This is a genomic window from Stappia stellulata DSM 5886 (genome assembly GCF_000423705.1).
Taxonomy (GTDB): Bacteria; Pseudomonadota; Alphaproteobacteria; order Rhizobiales; family Stappiaceae; genus Stappia; species Stappia stellulata.
Genome location: NZ_KE384082.1, coordinates 397,276 through 412,923, shown reverse-complemented (window position 1 = coordinate 412,923; position 15,648 = coordinate 397,276). Strand labels below are relative to the sequence as shown.

Below are 15,648 nucleotides of genomic sequence, written 5' to 3'. Positions count from 1 at the left end.
TGTTACACTATTGCAGACTTACGCAAAAAATCATAAGCCGCTAAGAAAGAAGACGAGGTTCGCCGCCTGTCCGGCGCGGAGCCTGAAAGCCGCTGCGTGAGGCGTGCGCCAGGCATGACTGCGTGCCCGCGCGCCGCCCGTCTGTGCCAGTGATTTGCAAAGGAGACCAGTGTGAAAATCCGCCTCGATGCGATTGATTGGCACATTTTGAACGAGCTGCAGGCCGATGGACGCATCACCAATGTGGAGCTTGCGCGCCGCGTCGGAATTTCCGCGCCGCCCTGCCTTCGCCGGGTGCGGGCGCTGGAGGAGGCCGGCCTCATTCGCGGCTACCGCACGCTGCTCGACGAAAAGCAGCTCGGCTACGAGGTCACCGCCTTTGCCATGGTCGGCCTGCACAGCCAGACCGAGGCCGACCTCATTGCCTTCGAGAAGACGGCGAACGGCTGGCCCGAGGTGCGCGAATGCTACATGCTGTCGGGCGAGGTCGACTTTTTGCTCAAATGCGTGGTGCCGGACCTGCAGAGCTTCCAGAACTTTATCATCCGCGACCTCACCGCCGCCTCCAACGTCGACAGCGTCCGCACGGCGCTGACGATCCGCCAGACCAAGAACGACCCGGTCGTGCCGATGAAGGAACTGGGGTGAGGGGGGCTGCGCCTTCTGTTTTCTCGTCCTATCGACATCCTTCGATTTCAGCAGATCCAAACTCCGTCACACGGTCGCATCCGAAGAGGCGGCGGACACCTGTCTGCCTTCGCCCGACGCAGGCTCACCGCTGGCCCCACACCCCTTTCCTCCCCAACCCAAGGACGGTTGGTTCGGTTGGCGGGGCGCTCGACCACCCTCCGCCGTCATCGGCAGGATCGTGGGCGCCGCCCGCGCCGCGCGCCCCACTTCGGTCGAGGTTGCCAATGGATCCCGGATCGGGTCCGGGATGACGCCGGTGTGTGGAGCAGCACCTGCGGTTCTCATGTTTGCTGTGCGTCTCTGCGGCTGGAACCGGCGTGAACGCGGGGCAGGGGCGTTGAGCGGCTTTGCGCCTTCTTTCAGAATAGCGAGATGATCGTCGAACACCGCGCGGTCTCTTTGGTGTTTGGCGGCGCTTCGACGCTATCCCGGACCCGATGCCATTGACTTCGCTGGGGGCTTCGACCGTGCCCACTCTCCGCCCGTCATCCCGGACCCGATCCGGGATCCATTCGTTTGCAGAGCGATTGCGGTGTGAAGGGGCGGACCGGCTTGTGTCCTGAGTTGACCGCGTAGCGGCGGGATCCGCTTGTCGGCACCGAATTGGATGTGAGCCTGGCACCCAATAGCGGCGTCAACCGACAGCCTCCCTTCGCCGGCATGTCCGCGCAGACTGCCAGCGCCGCGCGCCCCCACTTCGGCCGAGGTTGCCAATGGATCCCGGATCGGGTCCGGGATGACGCCGGTGCGCGGGGCGGTCGTCGTGCCTGTCGGGTGCCGGTCGCGACATCCGTTCCTCCGGGCTGCCGGCTTGCCGGTCAGTCTTGCGGGAGGACGACAGGGGCGGGGATACCGCGTGTGACGGATGTCGTACAGGACCCGGCCGGCGCGTGCCGTTGCAAGGCGCGTGCATCCGGTTCGGAGTGGCGATGTTATCCCCGATTTGGCGGTTCGGCGGGCGCGGGGACAAGTTCTCGCGGGTCATTTTTCTGGGCGACAGCAGGGCCTCGGGGACAAGTCCGCCTGTGGCCGCCGGTCCCGGGCCGGACCGATCCGCACCACCCGAACGGCAACTCGATCAATATCGCCAACCGGACTCGCAACTTTCGCAAAATCGCGCGCAAAACTACGCGATCTTGCAAGCGCCGCGATCAACCGCGCGCAAGTGCCTCGCCGAAAACGTAAAACGCCGCCCGGAAGTTTTCCGCGCGGCGTTTCGTTACGTGTCTCGTTCGCGCCGGAGGGGCACAGCTCGGGCGCGGCTCCGACGTCAGCTGTAGGTGACGTTGATGATCTCATAGGCGTGCGCGCCGCCGGGGGCCGTGACCTCGACGGTGTCGCCGATGGCCTTGCCGATGAGCGCGCGGGCGATCGGCGAGGAGATCGAGATGCGGCCGAGCTTCACGTCGGCCTCGACGTCGCCGACGATCATGTATTTCTTCTCTTCCTCGGTGTCCTCGTCGACGAGGGTCACCGTGGCGCCGAACTTCACCGTGTCACCCGACAGCTTGGTCACATCGATGACCTCGGCGCGGCCGAGCTTGTCCTCAAGCTCGCTGATGCGGCCCTCGTTCAGGCTCTGCTGTTCCTTCGCGGCATGATATTCCGCGTTTTCCGAAAGGTCGCCGTGCGCGCGCGCCTCCGAGATCGCCTGAATGATGCGCGGCCGCTCCTCGGAAGTGCGCTGCTTCAGTTCCTTCTCCAGCATGGTGTAGCCGGCGCTTGTCATCGGAACTTTTTCCATAGGTCTCCGACCCTTCACTTGCGCACGCCGAATTGCCGGCGCGCGATAAAAGACACTCGCCCGGCCGGGATTCCCGGTCGGGACGCTCTGAATTCAGGTCTGCGCGAAATAGGCCTGCAAGGGGAACACTTCAAGGTGGCCTGAAGCGTATGCCTCGATCCCTTTCGCCGCCGCGATGGCGCCCGCCAAGGTCGTGTAGTAGGGAACCTTGTGCAAGAGGGCCGCGCGGCGCATTGACCGGCTGTCGGAGAGGGCCTGCGCCCCTTCGGTCGTGTTAAAGACCAGCTGAACCTCTCCGTTCTTGATAGCATCGACGATGTGCGGTCGCCCTTCAAGCACCTTGTTCACCTTGTCGCAGGAAATTCCGCGTTCCTCCAGGAAGGCCTGTGTGCCGTGCGTGGCGATGACCCGAAAGCCCAGCCCGGCGAGCCGGCCGATGGGATCGAGAACCCGCTCCTTGTCGGCATCGCGCACGGAGACGAAGACCGTGCCGCTGGTCGGAACGCGGGCGCCGGCGCCGAGCTGCGACTTGGCGAAGGCGACCTCGAAGCTCCGGCTCAGGCCCATCACCTCGCCGGTGGAGCGCATCTCCGGGCCGAGCACCGTGTCGACGCCCTGGAAGCGGGCGAAGGGGAAGACGGCCTCCTTGACCGCGACATGCTTCAACTCCGGCAGCTCGAGCGCGAAATCGGCGAGCTTTTCACCCGCCATGACGCGCGCCGCGATCTTGGCGATGGGATGGCCGATGGTCTTGGCGACGAAGGGCACCGTGCGCGATGCGCGCGGATTGACCTCGAGCACGAAGATGTCGCCGTTTCGGATCGCGAATTGCACGTTCATCAGACCGCCGACGCCGAGGCCCTTGGCGAGCGCCTTGGCCTGGCGGGTGAGCTCCTCGATGGTGTCCGCCGACAGGGAATGCGGCGGCAGCGAGCAGGCGCTGTCGCCGGAGTGGATGCCGGCTTCCTCGATGTGCTCCATGATGCCGCAGACGAAGACATCCGTTCCGTCCGAAATCGCGTCGACATCGACCTCGATGGCGCCGTCGAGATAACGGTCGAACAAGAGCGGGTTCTTGCCGAGAACCGTGTTGATCTGCCCCGTCTTGTCGTTGGGGTACTTGGCGCGCACGTCGCCCGGCACCAGCTCGGGGAGCGTGCCGAGCAGATAGGCGTTGAGCGCATCCTCGTCGCGGATGATCTGCATCGCGCGTCCGCCCAGCACATAGGAGGGGCGCACGACGAGCGGCAGGCCGAGGTCGGCGACGATCAGACGGCTCTGCTCGACCGAATAGGCGATGCCGTTCTGCGGCTGCTTGAGGCCGAGCTTGTGCAACAGCTTCTGGAAGCGGTCGCGGTCTTCCGCCAGATCGATCATGTCGGGCGATGTGCCGAGGATCGGCACGTCGGCATCCAGCAGCGCCTGGGCGAGCTTCAGCGGCGTTTGGCCGCCGAACTGCACGATGACGCCGTGCAGCGTGCCCTTGGTCTTTTCGACCTTGATGATCTCCAGCACGTCTTCCGCCGTCAGCGGCTCGAAATAGAGCCGGTCGGAGGTGTCGTAGTCGGTCGACACGGTCTCCGGGTTGCAGTTGATCATGATGGTTTCGAAGCCGGCGTCCTGCAGCGCGAAGGCGGCGTGACAGCAGCAATAGTCGAACTCGATGCCCTGGCCGATCCGGTTGGGACCGCCGCCCAGGATCACCACCTTCTTGCGGTCGCTCGGATCGGCCTCGTCGGCCAGCTTGCCGGCGAAAGACGGCTCGTAGCTGGAATACATATAGGCGGTCGGCGAGGCGAATTCGGCCGCGCAGGTGTCGATGCGCTTGTAGACCGGATGCACGTCGAGGCGCGTGCGCAAGGCCTGCACGTCGCGCTCCTCCAGCCCGGCGAGCGAGGCGAGCCGCGCATCGGCAAAGCCCATCGACTTCAGCTTGCGCATCCCTTCCGCGTGATCGGGCAGGCCGTGGGTGCGGATCTTCTCCTCCATCTCGACGATCCCCTGGATCTGTCGCAGGAACCACGGGTCGATGTGGCAGGAGCGGTAGATCTGGTCGAGGTCCATGCCGAGCCGCACGGCCTGTGCCACCTTGAGCAGGCGGTCGGGCGTGGGCGAGGCGAGGGCCGCGCGAATGGCATTCTTGTCGTCGTTCTGACCGAGCCCCGGGATCTCGACCTCATTCAGGCCGTCGAGGCCGGTTTCCAGGCCGCGCAGGGCCTTTTGCAGGCTTTCGGCAAAGGTCCGGCCGATGGCCATCACCTCGCCGACGGATTTCATCGCGGTGGTCAGCAGCGGTTCGGCGCCCGGGAACTTCTCGAAGGCGAAGCGCGGGATCTTGGTGACGACATAGTCGATGGACGGCTCGAAGGAGGCCGGCGTCGCACCGCCGGTGATGTCGTTCTCCAACTCGTCGAGCGTATAGCCGACGGCGAGCTTCGCCGCGATCTTGGCGATCGGGAAGCCGGTTGCCTTGGAGGCAAGCGCGGAGGAGCGCGACACGCGCGGGTTCATCTCGATGACGATCAGCCGGCCGTTTTCCGGATTGACCGCGAACTGCACGTTCGAGCCGCCGGTCTCGACACCGATCTCGCGCAGGACCGCCAGCGAGGCGTCGCGCATGATCTGGTATTCCTTGTCGGTCAGCGTCAGTGCCGGCGCGACGGTGATGCTGTCGCCGGTGTGAACGCCCATCGGGTCGATGTTCTCGATGGAGCAGATGATGATGCAATTGTCCGCCTTGTCGCGGACGACCTCCATCTCGTACTCCTTCCAGCCGATCACCGATTCCTCGACGAGCACCTCGGTCGTCGGCGAGGCGTCGAGGCCGCGCTCGATGATGTCGAGGTACTCTTCCCGATTGTAGGCGATGCCGCCGCCGGTGCCGCCGAGCGTGAAGGAGGGCCGGATGATCGTCGGCAGGCCGATGTCGTCGAGCGCGTCGAGCGCCTCCGACAGCGAATGGGCAAGCCGGGAGCGCGGTGTCTCAAGGCCGATCTTGTCCATCGCCTGGCGGAAGAGTTCGCGGTCCTCGGCCTTGTCGATAGCCTCCGCCGTCGCGCCGATCATCTCGACGCCGAATTTTTCCAGGACGCCCATCTTGCGCAGGGACAGCGCGCAGTTGAGCGCGGTCTGGCCGCCCATCGTGGGAAGCAGCGCGTCGGGACGCTCCTTCTCGATGATCTGGGCGACGATTTCCGGCGTGATCGGCTCGATGTAGGTCGCATCCGCCAGATCCGGGTCGGTCATGATCGTTGCCGGATTGGAGTTCACCAGAATCGTGCGGTAGCCTTCCTCGCGCAGCGCCTTGCAGGCCTGGGTCCCGGAGTAGTCGAACTCGCAGGCTTGCCCGATGACGATCGGCCCTGCTCCGATGATCAGAATTGAGGAAATATCTGTGCGTTTGGGCATGTGTGGCTCGCAAGACTTCGCCCGCATCCGCCGCTTTGCGGCGGGACGGGAGGGTGAGGTGACGGCAAATGGGTCGGCTGAACGGGGCTTATAGGCAAAAAGCGCGGGTTGCGAAACCCCATCGCTGGCATGATACCATGTCTAAATCGGTGTTCGGAGCGGGACGTCAGTCCCGCCCGGAGGATTCCGCATCCGGATCGGCTTCCGGCGGCTGCGCCGGGGCGGGGATCGCGACCGTCGCGCTGCCGTTGAAATCGTCGATGCCGCTGGAAATGGCGAAACAGGCAAGGCGGACCGACTTGGGGATCTCGACCGGCCGTCCGTCCCGGTCGCCCTTTTCGTAATACTGGATCATCCGCTTCTTCAAGCCGAGCCGATCGGCCGCGTCTTTCTGCTTCAGTCCCAGCGCCTTGCGCCACAGGCGAAACCGTTCCGGCGTCATGGTCTCGAAGCTTTCATCAAAACCCGTCGTCGCTTTCATTCTCGTTTCCGGACCCGAAGACGCTCGGTTCCTGCTCCCGTGGTCGTTTCCCCCCGCGTCAGTCCTGCCCGCGCGATCAGGACGCGTGCATGACCAAGGGTGCGCCAATGAATCGACCCTCTTCGGGAAAATGTCAAACCCACCCCCGCGGCGCGCGATGTTTACCCCGTTTGGGGATAGAGCCCGGCCCGGATCATTCCGGACTGGACCTCATCGAGAATTTGTTGATAAATACTTAAGTCTGGCTTGACGAGGTTGCCGGTTTGCCACCCGCGCTCCGGTCGTTGTCTTGAACGCCCGGCGATTTCCGATCGATGGAACAATGCTCATGTCCGCGCGCAATGGCCCTCCGGCCTTGAGTGATACGCTTCTTATCCATTCGCGGGCCCAGGCGGGGCTGGCGGATTACTGCAGCGTGCGCGGCGTTCCCTACGAGCGGGTGATGCGCGAGAACGGTCTCGATGAGCTGCGCGCGCCGATGACTCTCGGCGATCACATCAGCCTGCGTGCCCATGCACGCGCGCTGGAGGTCTGCGCCGCCTATTCCGGAGACGAGACCTTCGCGCTCAATTGGTCGAAATTTGCCGGTCCGGGGCGCGACGACACGGTTTCGCTTGCCTTGCGCTATGCGCCGGACTTCCTGACGGCGCTGCAGACGACCGCGAGATTCATTTGCATCGTGCTCGACCTGGCAGAGGTTCGCGCCAAACACGCGAGCGGCCATGCCTCGATCGCCTTCGCCCTGTCGCCGGAAATCGTCTGTCGCGACCAGTTGACCGACCGGACCGTCAGCAAGACCTTCATGCGTCTGCAACAGGTCAGCAGCGAAGGCGTGCGGCTGTCCAAGGTGACGCTTGCACGCAGTCGTCCGGCATCGGTCCAGGCCTATGAAGACTTTTTCGGCGTGCCGGTCAGTTTCGATGCGCCGGTAAACTGCCTTCGCTACGAAGTCGGCGATGCCCGGCAGTCCAACCCGATGCGCCACGACGATCTCTTCGCCGCCCTTTGCGAGTTGAACCGGCGCCGCCTCGACGACAGGCGCAGGGCCGAGGACTTTACCGCAAGGGTCTGCGACGCCATTGCGGAGCGGGTTTCCGATCCCGGACTGACCGCTTCCACCGTGGCCGGTGCGCTGGCGATCAGCGTGCGGGCATTGCAGCGCCGTTTGCAGGAGCGCGGACAGACGTTCCAGGGGCTTCACGATGCGGTGCGCCAGCGCATGGCCGTCGATCTTCTCGGGTATACCGGTATGCCGGTGTCTGAAATCGCCTACCGGCTCGGGTTTTCGGCAACCGGCAATTTTTCGCGCGCGGCACGTCGCTGGTTCGGGTGCCCGCCGTCGGCATGGCGACTGGGCCAGAGCGGCGCAAGCAGCATCGGCCGACGGTTGCCGCCCCGTCTTGCGGGCGCCGAAACGCAAGCCATGGTTTCATGTTGCGACGGTATACCGTTGTCGGATGGCGACACGCATTCCTGATTCGGCCGGCCTTCATGATGCCCTCTCTATGCGGTCGATAGAATCGATATTCCGTTTTTTATGTTCGCAATCCAAGTTTTTTGATTTTCGATTATTCCCTTTGGCAAGTTGATTCCTTTTCATTCAGGGCGAATTCTTTTGTGAATACAACGTGAGGTTATGATAAAAAATTATTGAGACATAATTCAATTTTATTGATCGATGCGATTTTTTCATATCTTGCGCGGCAGCTCGGGTTTTTCTCGAGTTTGTGCGCTATCTGGTTTGCGCGGATAAAAATCTGGCGCGTTCGGAGAACGTGCTTGACCGTCTTCGATGGCATACTGCCGTTTGGGAATGTCTGATGCCTCCTGTAACCCGGTTACGACCGGTGGGGTGGCTGGGATGTTCGCCGAGGGTGACCGCGCTTGCGGTCGGGTGCGGAGGATCCTCCGCAATCTTCGTCGCACGACGCGACAGATCGGGAAAACGATGAGTATCGGAATGCTGAAATTGTCGGAAAACTCAGTCGCAGTACCGGACCTGGCTGGTCCGATCCGTATTGATCCGTCCGATGACGCAAAGCTGTCCATCGCCGAAATGGCGGACACATTCGGTGTGACGTTGCGCGCATTGCGTTTCTATGAGGAGAAGGGGTTGCTGAACCCTGAGCGTCGTGGCGCCCGGCGACACTATGGCCCGCGTGATGTGGGCCGCATGCGCGTGATCCTTCAGGCCAAGCGGGTTGGCCTGACCCTGACGGAAATCCGCGAAGTCATTTCCCTGGTCGAGGGCAGGCAGGCGCGTGAAACGCAGCTCAAGGCGCTGCGCGAAATCTGTGCGCGCCAGGACGAGATCCTGAAGGAACAGCAGGCGCAGATCGTCGAGCAGGTCGATGAAATGAACGGCGTGCTGGGTGCGCTCGACGACCTGATCAAGTCCGGAGCAAATGCCTGAGACCTGCAGGGGCGCCCGGACCGGGCGGCATCGGCGGGTTTGACTGATGACAATCTGAAACAAAAAAGCGCCGCGGGTTCACCGCGGCGCTTTTTTGTCGTTCCCCCATGAGCGGGGGAGGCAGGTCGATCAGGCGACGGCGTCCTTTTCCGGCAGCGCGGTCTCGCCCCTGCGCGCGCGCATCAGGTTCGTGAAGCGGCGGAAGAGGTAGTGGCTGTCGCGCGGACCGGGCGAGGCCTCCGGATGATACTGGACGGAGAACACCGGCTGGCCCTTGAGCCGCAGGCCGCAATTGGAGCCGTCGAACAGCGACACATGCGTCTCCTCGACGGTCTCGGGAAGCGAAGCGCCGTCGACGGCGAAGCCGTGGTTCATCGAGGTGATCTCGACCTTGCCGGTGGTGCGGTCGAACACCGGATGGTTCGCGCCGTGATGGCCCTGATGCATCTTGACGGTGCCCGCGCCCAGCGCCAGCGCCAGCATCTGGTGACCGAGGCAGATTCCGAAGACAGGAAGGCCGCTGTCGACCAGGTCGCGAATGACCGGCACCGCGTAATCGCCGGTTGCGGCCGGGTCGCCGGGACCGTTCGACAGGAAAATTCCGTCGGCATCGCGTGCCAGAACGTCCTGTGCGCTCGCGGTGGCGGGAAGCACGGTGACCTCGCAGCCGGCGTCCGTCAGGAGCCGCAGGATGTTGCGCTTGATGCCATAGTCGATCGCGACGACCTTGAACGGGCCGCCGTCGCGCGTCGCATAGCCCTTTTCCCATTCCCAGGGCGTTTCGGACCAGGGATAGCTCTGGCCTGCGGTGACATCCTTCGCCAGGTCCATGCCGACAAGGCCGGGCCAGTTCGCCGCGGCAAGCTTGAGCGCGTCGAGATCGAAGTTGCCGTCGGGATCATGGGCGATCACGGCGTTGGCTGAACCGCTCTCGCGAATGAGCGCGGTCAGCGCGCGCGTGTCGACGCCCGAGAGGCCGACAATGCCACGTGCCTTCATCCAGTCGTTGAAGTGACGCGTCGCGCGGTAGTTTGCAGGCTCGGTCACATCCGCGCGCACGATCGCGCCGCGCACGCCGGAGGCCGCCGCCATGTTGACCGTCTCGACGTCTTCCTCGTTGGTCCCCACGTTGCCGATGTGGGGAAACGTGAAAGTGACGATCTGGCCGGCGTAGGACGGATCCGTGAGGATCTCCTCGTAGCCGGTCAGCGCGGTGTTGAAACAGACTTCGGCACAGGCCTGGCCGGTGGCGCCAAAGCCCTGGCCCTCGATCACGGTCCCGTCGGCCAGGACCAATACGGCCGTGGTCGGCGTCGCAGACCAGACGTCAGCGGTCGTCATATCTTGCTTTCTCGATCACAAAGGTGACAAGGTTGAGCGCTCGAGGCGCCTTGACTGTGCACGGCTGAAGTGTCAACGGTGCGTCAATCGCGGCACTTTATGGGATGCCAGCGCAGTGGTCAACACTCGGACTGTTAAAAATAATCATAAGAAATCAAATAGATAGGTCTATATCTCGCTTGGACATGCTGCCGTGTGACGGTTTTTGGCAGCGCCCATCGGCGAGCAAACGGCAGGGCAGGTCATGCGGGAACGGATTGATGCGGCGCTTCGCCAGGCGGTGGAGACCAACGACAAGCGCCGGGCTGCAACACTGCGGCTGCTGCTTGCGGCGATCCAGGATCGGGAGTCGCGCTCTCGCGAGCTCGGTCGCGACGGGATCAAGGACGCCGACCTTCAGGAAATCCTCGACAAGATGGTGGCTCAGCGCAGCCGCTCGATCCGGGATTTCGAGGAGGCCGGCCAGCTCGAGCTTGCCGAACAGGAGCGCGACGAGGTCGCCGTGATCCGCGAGTTCCTGCCGAAGCAGTTCGACGATCACGCCATGCGCGAGGCCTGCGAGGACATCGTGCGCGACATCAGCGCCAAGGGCCTGCGTGACATGGGGCGCTGCATGAGCGCGCTGAAGACCCGTTATCCGGGCCAGATGGATTTCGTCCGGGCGAGCTGCGTCGTGAAGGACCTTCTGCGCAGCGAGTAGGCGGCCCCTGCGCCGCCCTGTATGTGCGCACAGGCTTTCCACCGCTATGCATCGCTGGTGAAACCGCCGGCGCGTTGCTGTAAACTCTCCGCCAGAGGTTCGCTCCGCCGCGCATCGGTGGAGCCTGCCGACAGATACCGGCCCTGAACCCGGCCTCCTGACAGGACCCGATATGCGCTTTTCGCCCGGCTTGCTCGACGAGATCCGAGACCGTCTCCCGTTGTCGGAGGTGGTGGCGCGGCGCGTGAGCTGGGACCGCCGCAAGACCCAGGCCGCGCGCGGCGACTATTGGGCCTGCTGTCCGTTTCACCAGGAAAAGACGCCGAGTTTTCACGTCGACGACCGGCGTGGCCGCTACAAGTGTTTCGGCTGCGGCGCGTCGGGCGATCACTTTCGCTTCCTGACGGAAACCGAGGGCCTGTCGTTTCCCGAAGCCGTCGAGCGGCTGGCCGATCAGTCCGGGGTGTCCTTGCCCGCGCCCGATCCGCGCGAAGCCGCGCGCGCCCAGCAACGTGCGAGCCTTGCCGAGATCTGCGAGATGGCGGCGCGTTTCTTTCAGGACAATCTCGCGACATCCGGCGGCGAGGCGGCGCGTGCCTATGTGCGCAAGCGTCGCCTGTTGCCGGAGACCTTGCGTGAATTCCGCTTCGGCTATGCCCCGAACGGGCGCGACGCGCTGAAACGGCACCTCATCGGCAAGGGGGTCGAGGAGGCGGCGATGATCGAGGCGGGGCTCGTCATTCGCCCCGACGACGGACGCCCCACCTACGACCGGTTCCGCAACCGGCTGATGATCCCGATCCAGGACGATCGCGGCCGCGTTATCGCCTTCGGCGGACGCACGCTCGATCCCGACGGCCAGCCCAAATACCTGAACTCCCCGGAAACGCCGCTGTTTCACAAGGGCGCGATGGTCTTCAACTTTCACCGCGCCCGCGAACCGGCCCACAAGAGCGGGCAGGCCATCGTGGTGGAAGGCTATATGGACGCCATCGCCATCTGGCAGGCGGGCATGCGCAATGTGGTCGCGGCGCTCGGTACGGCCTTCACCGAGGAGCAGATCGGCCGGCTGTGGCGGCTGGCGCCGGAGCCGACGATCTGTTTCGACGGCGATGCGGCCGGTGTCGCCGCCGCACATCGGGCGGTCGACCGGATTCTGCCGGGGCTCAAGAGCGGCTATTCCTTCGGCTTCGTCTTCCTGCCCGACGGCAAGGACCCTGACGACCTGATTTCCGCCGGCGGCGCCGACGCCTTTGCCCGCGAGCTCGACGCAAGCCTTCCGCTGATCGACGTGCTGTGGGCGCGCGAGGTCGATGCCGCGCGCATCGACACGCCGGAACGCCGCGCGGCGCTGGAAAAGAGCCTCGACGACCTGACCCGCACCATCGCCGAGGAGAGGGTCAAGCGCGGATACCAGCTCGACATCCGGCTCAGGCTGTCCAACCTGTTTTACCGCCAGGCACGGGCCCAGCGCGCGGGCGGCAGTCCCGGACGTGGCGGCGGAGGCGGCAGGCGCCCGGGCGATCCGGCGGCCGAACCCTCGGTGCCGGCGCGCGGCGGCGATCTTCCCGACGGCACGATGTTCGGCAACGAGCGCATTCTGTGCGGGCTTTGCCTGAAGTATCCCGACCTTCTGGAACACAACGTGGAGCGCATCAGCACGGCCGGACTGAGCGATCCGCTGCATGCGCGCTTTCGCGACGAATTGTGCCGCATCGCCACCGAGCTTCAGGAAGTCCCGGTGAGTGCCTTTTTCGAAACGCTGGATTCAAGTTTCTACCAGATCCTGTCCGAGGTCTTCGAAGAGGAAGAGCGCACGGCGGGCGTTCCGCTGCGCGGCGATCCGAAGCTTCGTGCCCGGTTTCAGGATCTCAAGCAGCGGCTGCCGATCCTGCGCCACGATCCGCCTCTCGACTTCATCGAGGATCTGTTCGCGCATTATCTGGATGCGCTGGAGGTGCGGGCGCTGGAGCAGGAGCTCGACGCGGAAATGGCGGCGCTGGAGGACGGGCTGGAGGAAGCCGACTGGCAGCGCATTCGCGCGCAGTCGCAGGATCTCGCCCGCCGGCGCGAGGAATGCGCGCGCGACGAGCAGGAATTGGCGGAAAAGGCGCGTGGCCTGCGCTCCTCGCGTCAGACTGTCGGCGCCGGTGCGGCGGCCGCCGCGGTCGCCTCGTCGCGTTGAGGCCCGGGCGTGACAAGGCGGACGGACGCGATCGTCGGGGAAACAGGCGTCGAATCGATTGACGTGCGACGAATCACTCTTGCGAATCCGGCGTGTTGCGCTAAATACAGCTAAGTGACAGCGTCCCGAGCCGCGCCCCGCCCATGTCCAATGCGAGACTGGCACCCAAGCGGCCTGAAATCACCTTGCTGTCCGACGCCCTTATGCGAAGCCGGTTGCCGACACGGATGCGTGCGCGCGACGCTGGTACGGGTTGCGGCTTGTCGAATCGATCTGCAGGGTTAAGTGGCACTTAACGGACACCGACTAGAGATAATGTTTCAAAGCCTGGAAACGTTCCGAGGAACGAAAGCCGGGCAAGGATAAACGTGCGTGGCGCGACAGGGCATGGCGGCGATGGACCCCGCAGCCCGGCCGGACGCTGATGCACCGAGACGAAACGCGACAGCGCCAGGCCCCGCGAGGCCGGCGGCGCCGGAGAAAAATATGGCAGTGAAAGCAACCCAGGCGGACGAATCCCAGGAACCTTCCGGCGAGACGACCGACGGCCCCCTGCTCGATCTCTCCGATGCCGCCGTCAAGCGGATGATCAAGCTCGCCAAGAAGCGCGGCTACGTCACCTATGAAGAGCTGAACGAGGTTCTGCCGTCCGAAGAGGTCACTTCGGAGCAGATCGAGGACACGATGTCGATGCTCTCCGACATGGGCATCAATGTCATCGAGGAAGAAGAGGCGGAAGAGGCCGCCGGCGAGGGCGCTGCCGGCACCGATGTCGTGGAGGCTGCGCCGACCGCCGTTGCCAAGACCACGACCAAGGAGCCGACCGACAGGACCGACGATCCCGTGCGCATGTACCTGCGCGAGATGGGGTCGGTGGAGCTTCTGTCGCGCGAGGGCGAGATCGCCATCGCCAAGCGCATCGAGGCCGGCCGCGAGGCGATGATCGCCGGGCTGTGCGAAAGCCCGTTGACCTTCCAGGCCATCATCATCTGGCGCGACGAACTCAACGAGGGCAAGGTCCTTCTGCGCGACATCATCGACCTGGAAGCGACCTATTCCGGCCCGGACTTCAAGCCCGAGGGCGCCGAGGACGAAACCGACGGCGACGGGGAAGAGAACGGCGAGGCGGCGTCCGGCTCGCCGGCGGCCGCTGCTCCCGGCGCGCGCCCCGCGCCCGCCGGTGAGGCCGAGGCCAAGACCGAGGGCGAGACCGACGGCGACGCCGACAATGGCGATGACGATGACGACGAGTTCGAGGCCAACATCTCGCTTTCCGCGATGGAGGCCGAGCTGAAGCCGAAGGTCCTGGAGACCTTCGACAGCATCGCCGACGAATACAAGAAGCTGCGCCGCCTGCAGGACCAGCTTGTCGAGAACAAGCTCGCCAACAAGACGCTGACGCCCTCGCAGGAACGCCGCTACAAGAAGCTCAAGGAAGACATCGTCGTCGATGTGAAGAGCCTGTCGCTCAACCAGCAGCGTATCGACAATCTGGTCGCGCAGCTCTACGACATCAACAAGCGTCTGATGGGCTACGAGGGCCGTCTGCTGCGGCTCGCCGACAGCCATGGCGTCGATCGCACCGACTTCCTCAAGCAGTATCAGGGCAACGAGCTCGACCCGAACTGGATCCGCAAGGTTGCGAACCTGTCGTCCAGGGGCTGGAAGAACTTCGTCGCCGGCGAGAAGGAAGGGATCCGCGATCTGCGTCAGGAGATCCAGAACCTCGCCTCGCAGACCGGGCTGGAGACGACGGAGTTCCGCCGCATCGTCTCCATGGTCCAGAAGGGCGAGCGCGAGGCGCGCATCGCCAAGAAGGAAATGGTCGAGGCGAACCTCAGGCTCGTGATCTCGATTGCCAAGAAATACACCAACCGCGGCCTGCAGTTCCTGGATCTCATCCAGGAAGGCAACATCGGGTTGATGAAGGCGGTCGACAAGTTCGAGTACCGGCGCGGCTACAAGTTCTCCACCTATGCCACCTGGTGGATCCGGCAGGCGATCACCCGTTCTATCGCCGATCAGGCCCGCACGATCCGCATTCCGGTGCACATGATAGAGACGATCAACAAGATCGTGCGCACCTCGCGCCAGATGCTGCATGAGATCGGCCGCGAGCCGACCCCGGAGGAGCTGGCCGAAAAGCTGCAGATGCCGCTGGAGAAGGTCCGCAAGGTTCTCAAGATCGCCAAGGAGCCGATCTCGCTCGAAACGCCGATCGGCGACGAGGAGGACAGCCACCTCGGCGATTTCATCGAGGACAAGAACGCGGTCCTGCCGATCGACGCGGCGATCCAGTCGAACCTGCGCGAGACGACGACGCGCGTGCTCGCCTCGCTCACGCCGCGCGAGGAGCGCGTGCTGCGCATGCGCTTCGGCATCGGCATGAACACCGATCACACGCTGGAAGAGGTCGGCCAGCAGTTCTCGGTCACCCGCGAGCGTATCCGCCAGATCGAGGCCAAGGCGCTCAGGAAGCTCAAGCACCCGAGCCGCTCGCGCAAGCTGCGCTCGTTCCTCGACAGCTGATCGGCTCTTGCGCTTGATACAGAAAGAACCCGGCGGCGACGCCGGGTTTTTCATTTTGATGCCCCCTTCGGCTGCGTTATTGACTCCGTCGTGCCGCTCCACGAGCCTTGCGGCCTTGCATCTCTCCTGACCCGGCTTGCAGCCAGAAGGTGCCGCC

At 64.2% G+C, this 15,648-nt stretch carries 10 protein-coding genes; 6 read left to right on the top strand and 4 right to left on the bottom strand.

From position 1 onward, the window contains the following. Positions 1-171 precede the first annotated feature (171 nt). Complete coding sequence (locus tag G572_RS0114200) at positions 172-648, top strand: Lrp/AsnC family transcriptional regulator (protein WP_029059039.1); 477 nt, start codon at positions 172-174, stop codon at positions 646-648. A 1,312-nt stretch (positions 649-1,960) separates the two neighbouring features. On the opposite strand, the gene greA is transcribed toward G572_RS0114200, so the two are convergent. The 3 genes from greA to G572_RS23980 all read right to left on the bottom strand — a co-directional run bounded on the left by greA (position 1,961) and on the right by G572_RS23980 (position 6,323). Beyond that, complete coding sequence (gene greA / locus G572_RS0114195; protein WP_029059038.1) at positions 1,961-2,434, bottom strand: transcription elongation factor GreA; 474 nt, start codon at positions 2,432-2,434, stop codon at positions 1,961-1,963. Between the two features lie 93 nt (positions 2,435-2,527). Further along, positions 2,528-5,842 carry a carbamoyl-phosphate synthase large subunit gene (gene carB, locus G572_RS0114190; protein WP_029059037.1) on the bottom strand — a complete coding sequence of 1,105 codons (3,315 nt, stop codon included), beginning with the start codon at positions 5,840-5,842 and terminating at the stop codon, positions 2,528-2,530. A 166-nt stretch (positions 5,843-6,008) separates the two neighbouring features. Beyond that, complete coding sequence (locus G572_RS23980) at positions 6,009-6,323, bottom strand: helix-turn-helix domain-containing protein (RefSeq protein ID WP_245566225.1); 315 nt, start codon at positions 6,321-6,323, stop codon at positions 6,009-6,011. A 328-nt stretch (positions 6,324-6,651) separates the two neighbouring features. On the opposite strand from G572_RS23980, the gene G572_RS0114180 reads away from it, so the two are divergent. Next, on the top strand, positions 6,652-7,800 hold the full coding sequence (locus G572_RS0114180; protein WP_169391322.1) for a helix-turn-helix transcriptional regulator: 1,149 nt from the start codon (positions 6,652-6,654) through the stop codon (positions 7,798-7,800). Positions 7,801-8,283: 483 nt separating this feature from the next. Beyond that, positions 8,284-8,736, top strand: coding sequence for a MerR family transcriptional regulator (locus G572_RS0114175; protein WP_051242625.1), 453 nt, complete (start codon positions 8,284-8,286; stop codon positions 8,734-8,736). Between the two features lie 129 nt (positions 8,737-8,865). Here G572_RS0114175 and carA read toward each other — a convergent pair whose 3' ends face one another. Next, positions 8,866-10,077 carry a glutamine-hydrolyzing carbamoyl-phosphate synthase small subunit gene (gene carA / locus G572_RS0114170; RefSeq protein WP_029059034.1) on the bottom strand — a complete coding sequence of 404 codons (1,212 nt, stop codon included), beginning with the start codon at positions 10,075-10,077 and terminating at the stop codon, positions 8,866-8,868. A gap of 244 nt (positions 10,078-10,321) precedes the next feature. Here carA and G572_RS0114165 point away from each other — a divergent pair, with 244 nt between their 5' ends. The 3 genes from G572_RS0114165 to rpoD all read left to right on the top strand — a co-directional run bounded on the left by G572_RS0114165 (position 10,322) and on the right by rpoD (position 15,491). Then, the gene (locus tag G572_RS0114165; protein WP_029059033.1) at positions 10,322-10,777 is read left to right on the top strand and encodes a GatB/YqeY domain-containing protein; all 456 of its coding nucleotides are present in this window, start codon (positions 10,322-10,324) and stop codon (positions 10,775-10,777) included. Positions 10,778-10,949: 172 nt separating this feature from the next. Continuing rightward, on the top strand, positions 10,950-12,962 hold the full coding sequence (gene dnaG, locus G572_RS23975; protein ID WP_051242398.1) for a DNA primase: 2,013 nt from the start codon (positions 10,950-10,952) through the stop codon (positions 12,960-12,962). Between the two features lie 486 nt (positions 12,963-13,448). Next, entirely contained in the window at positions 13,449-15,491 is a 2,043-nt protein-coding gene (gene rpoD, locus G572_RS0114155; protein WP_029059032.1) for an RNA polymerase sigma factor RpoD, read from the top strand. Positions 15,492-15,648 lie beyond the last annotated feature (157 nt).

What these genes read in the sequence shown, in the direction of transcription:
- greA (WP_029059038.1), bottom strand. Translation starts at nt 2,434, where the DNA reads ATGGAAAAAGTTCCGATGACAAGCGCCGGCTACACCATGCTGGAGAAG.
- carB (WP_029059037.1), bottom strand. Translation starts at nt 5,842, where the DNA reads ATGCCCAAACGCACAGATATTTCCTCAATTCTGATCATCGGAGCAGGG.
- G572_RS23980 (WP_245566225.1), bottom strand. Translation starts at nt 6,323, where the DNA reads ATGAAAGCGACGACGGGTTTTGATGAAAGCTTCGAGACCATGACGCCG.
- G572_RS0114180 (WP_169391322.1), top strand. Translation starts at nt 6,652, where the DNA reads ATGTCCGCGCGCAATGGCCCTCCGGCCTTGAGTGATACGCTTCTTATC.
- G572_RS0114175 (WP_051242625.1), top strand. Translation starts at nt 8,284, where the DNA reads ATGCTGAAATTGTCGGAAAACTCAGTCGCAGTACCGGACCTGGCTGGT.
- carA (WP_029059034.1), bottom strand. Translation starts at nt 10,077, where the DNA reads ATGACGACCGCTGACGTCTGGTCTGCGACGCCGACCACGGCCGTATTG.
- G572_RS0114165 (WP_029059033.1), top strand. Translation starts at nt 10,322, where the DNA reads ATGCGGGAACGGATTGATGCGGCGCTTCGCCAGGCGGTGGAGACCAAC.
- dnaG (WP_051242398.1), top strand. Translation starts at nt 10,950, where the DNA reads ATGCGCTTTTCGCCCGGCTTGCTCGACGAGATCCGAGACCGTCTCCCG.
- rpoD (WP_029059032.1), top strand. Translation starts at nt 13,449, where the DNA reads ATGGCAGTGAAAGCAACCCAGGCGGACGAATCCCAGGAACCTTCCGGC.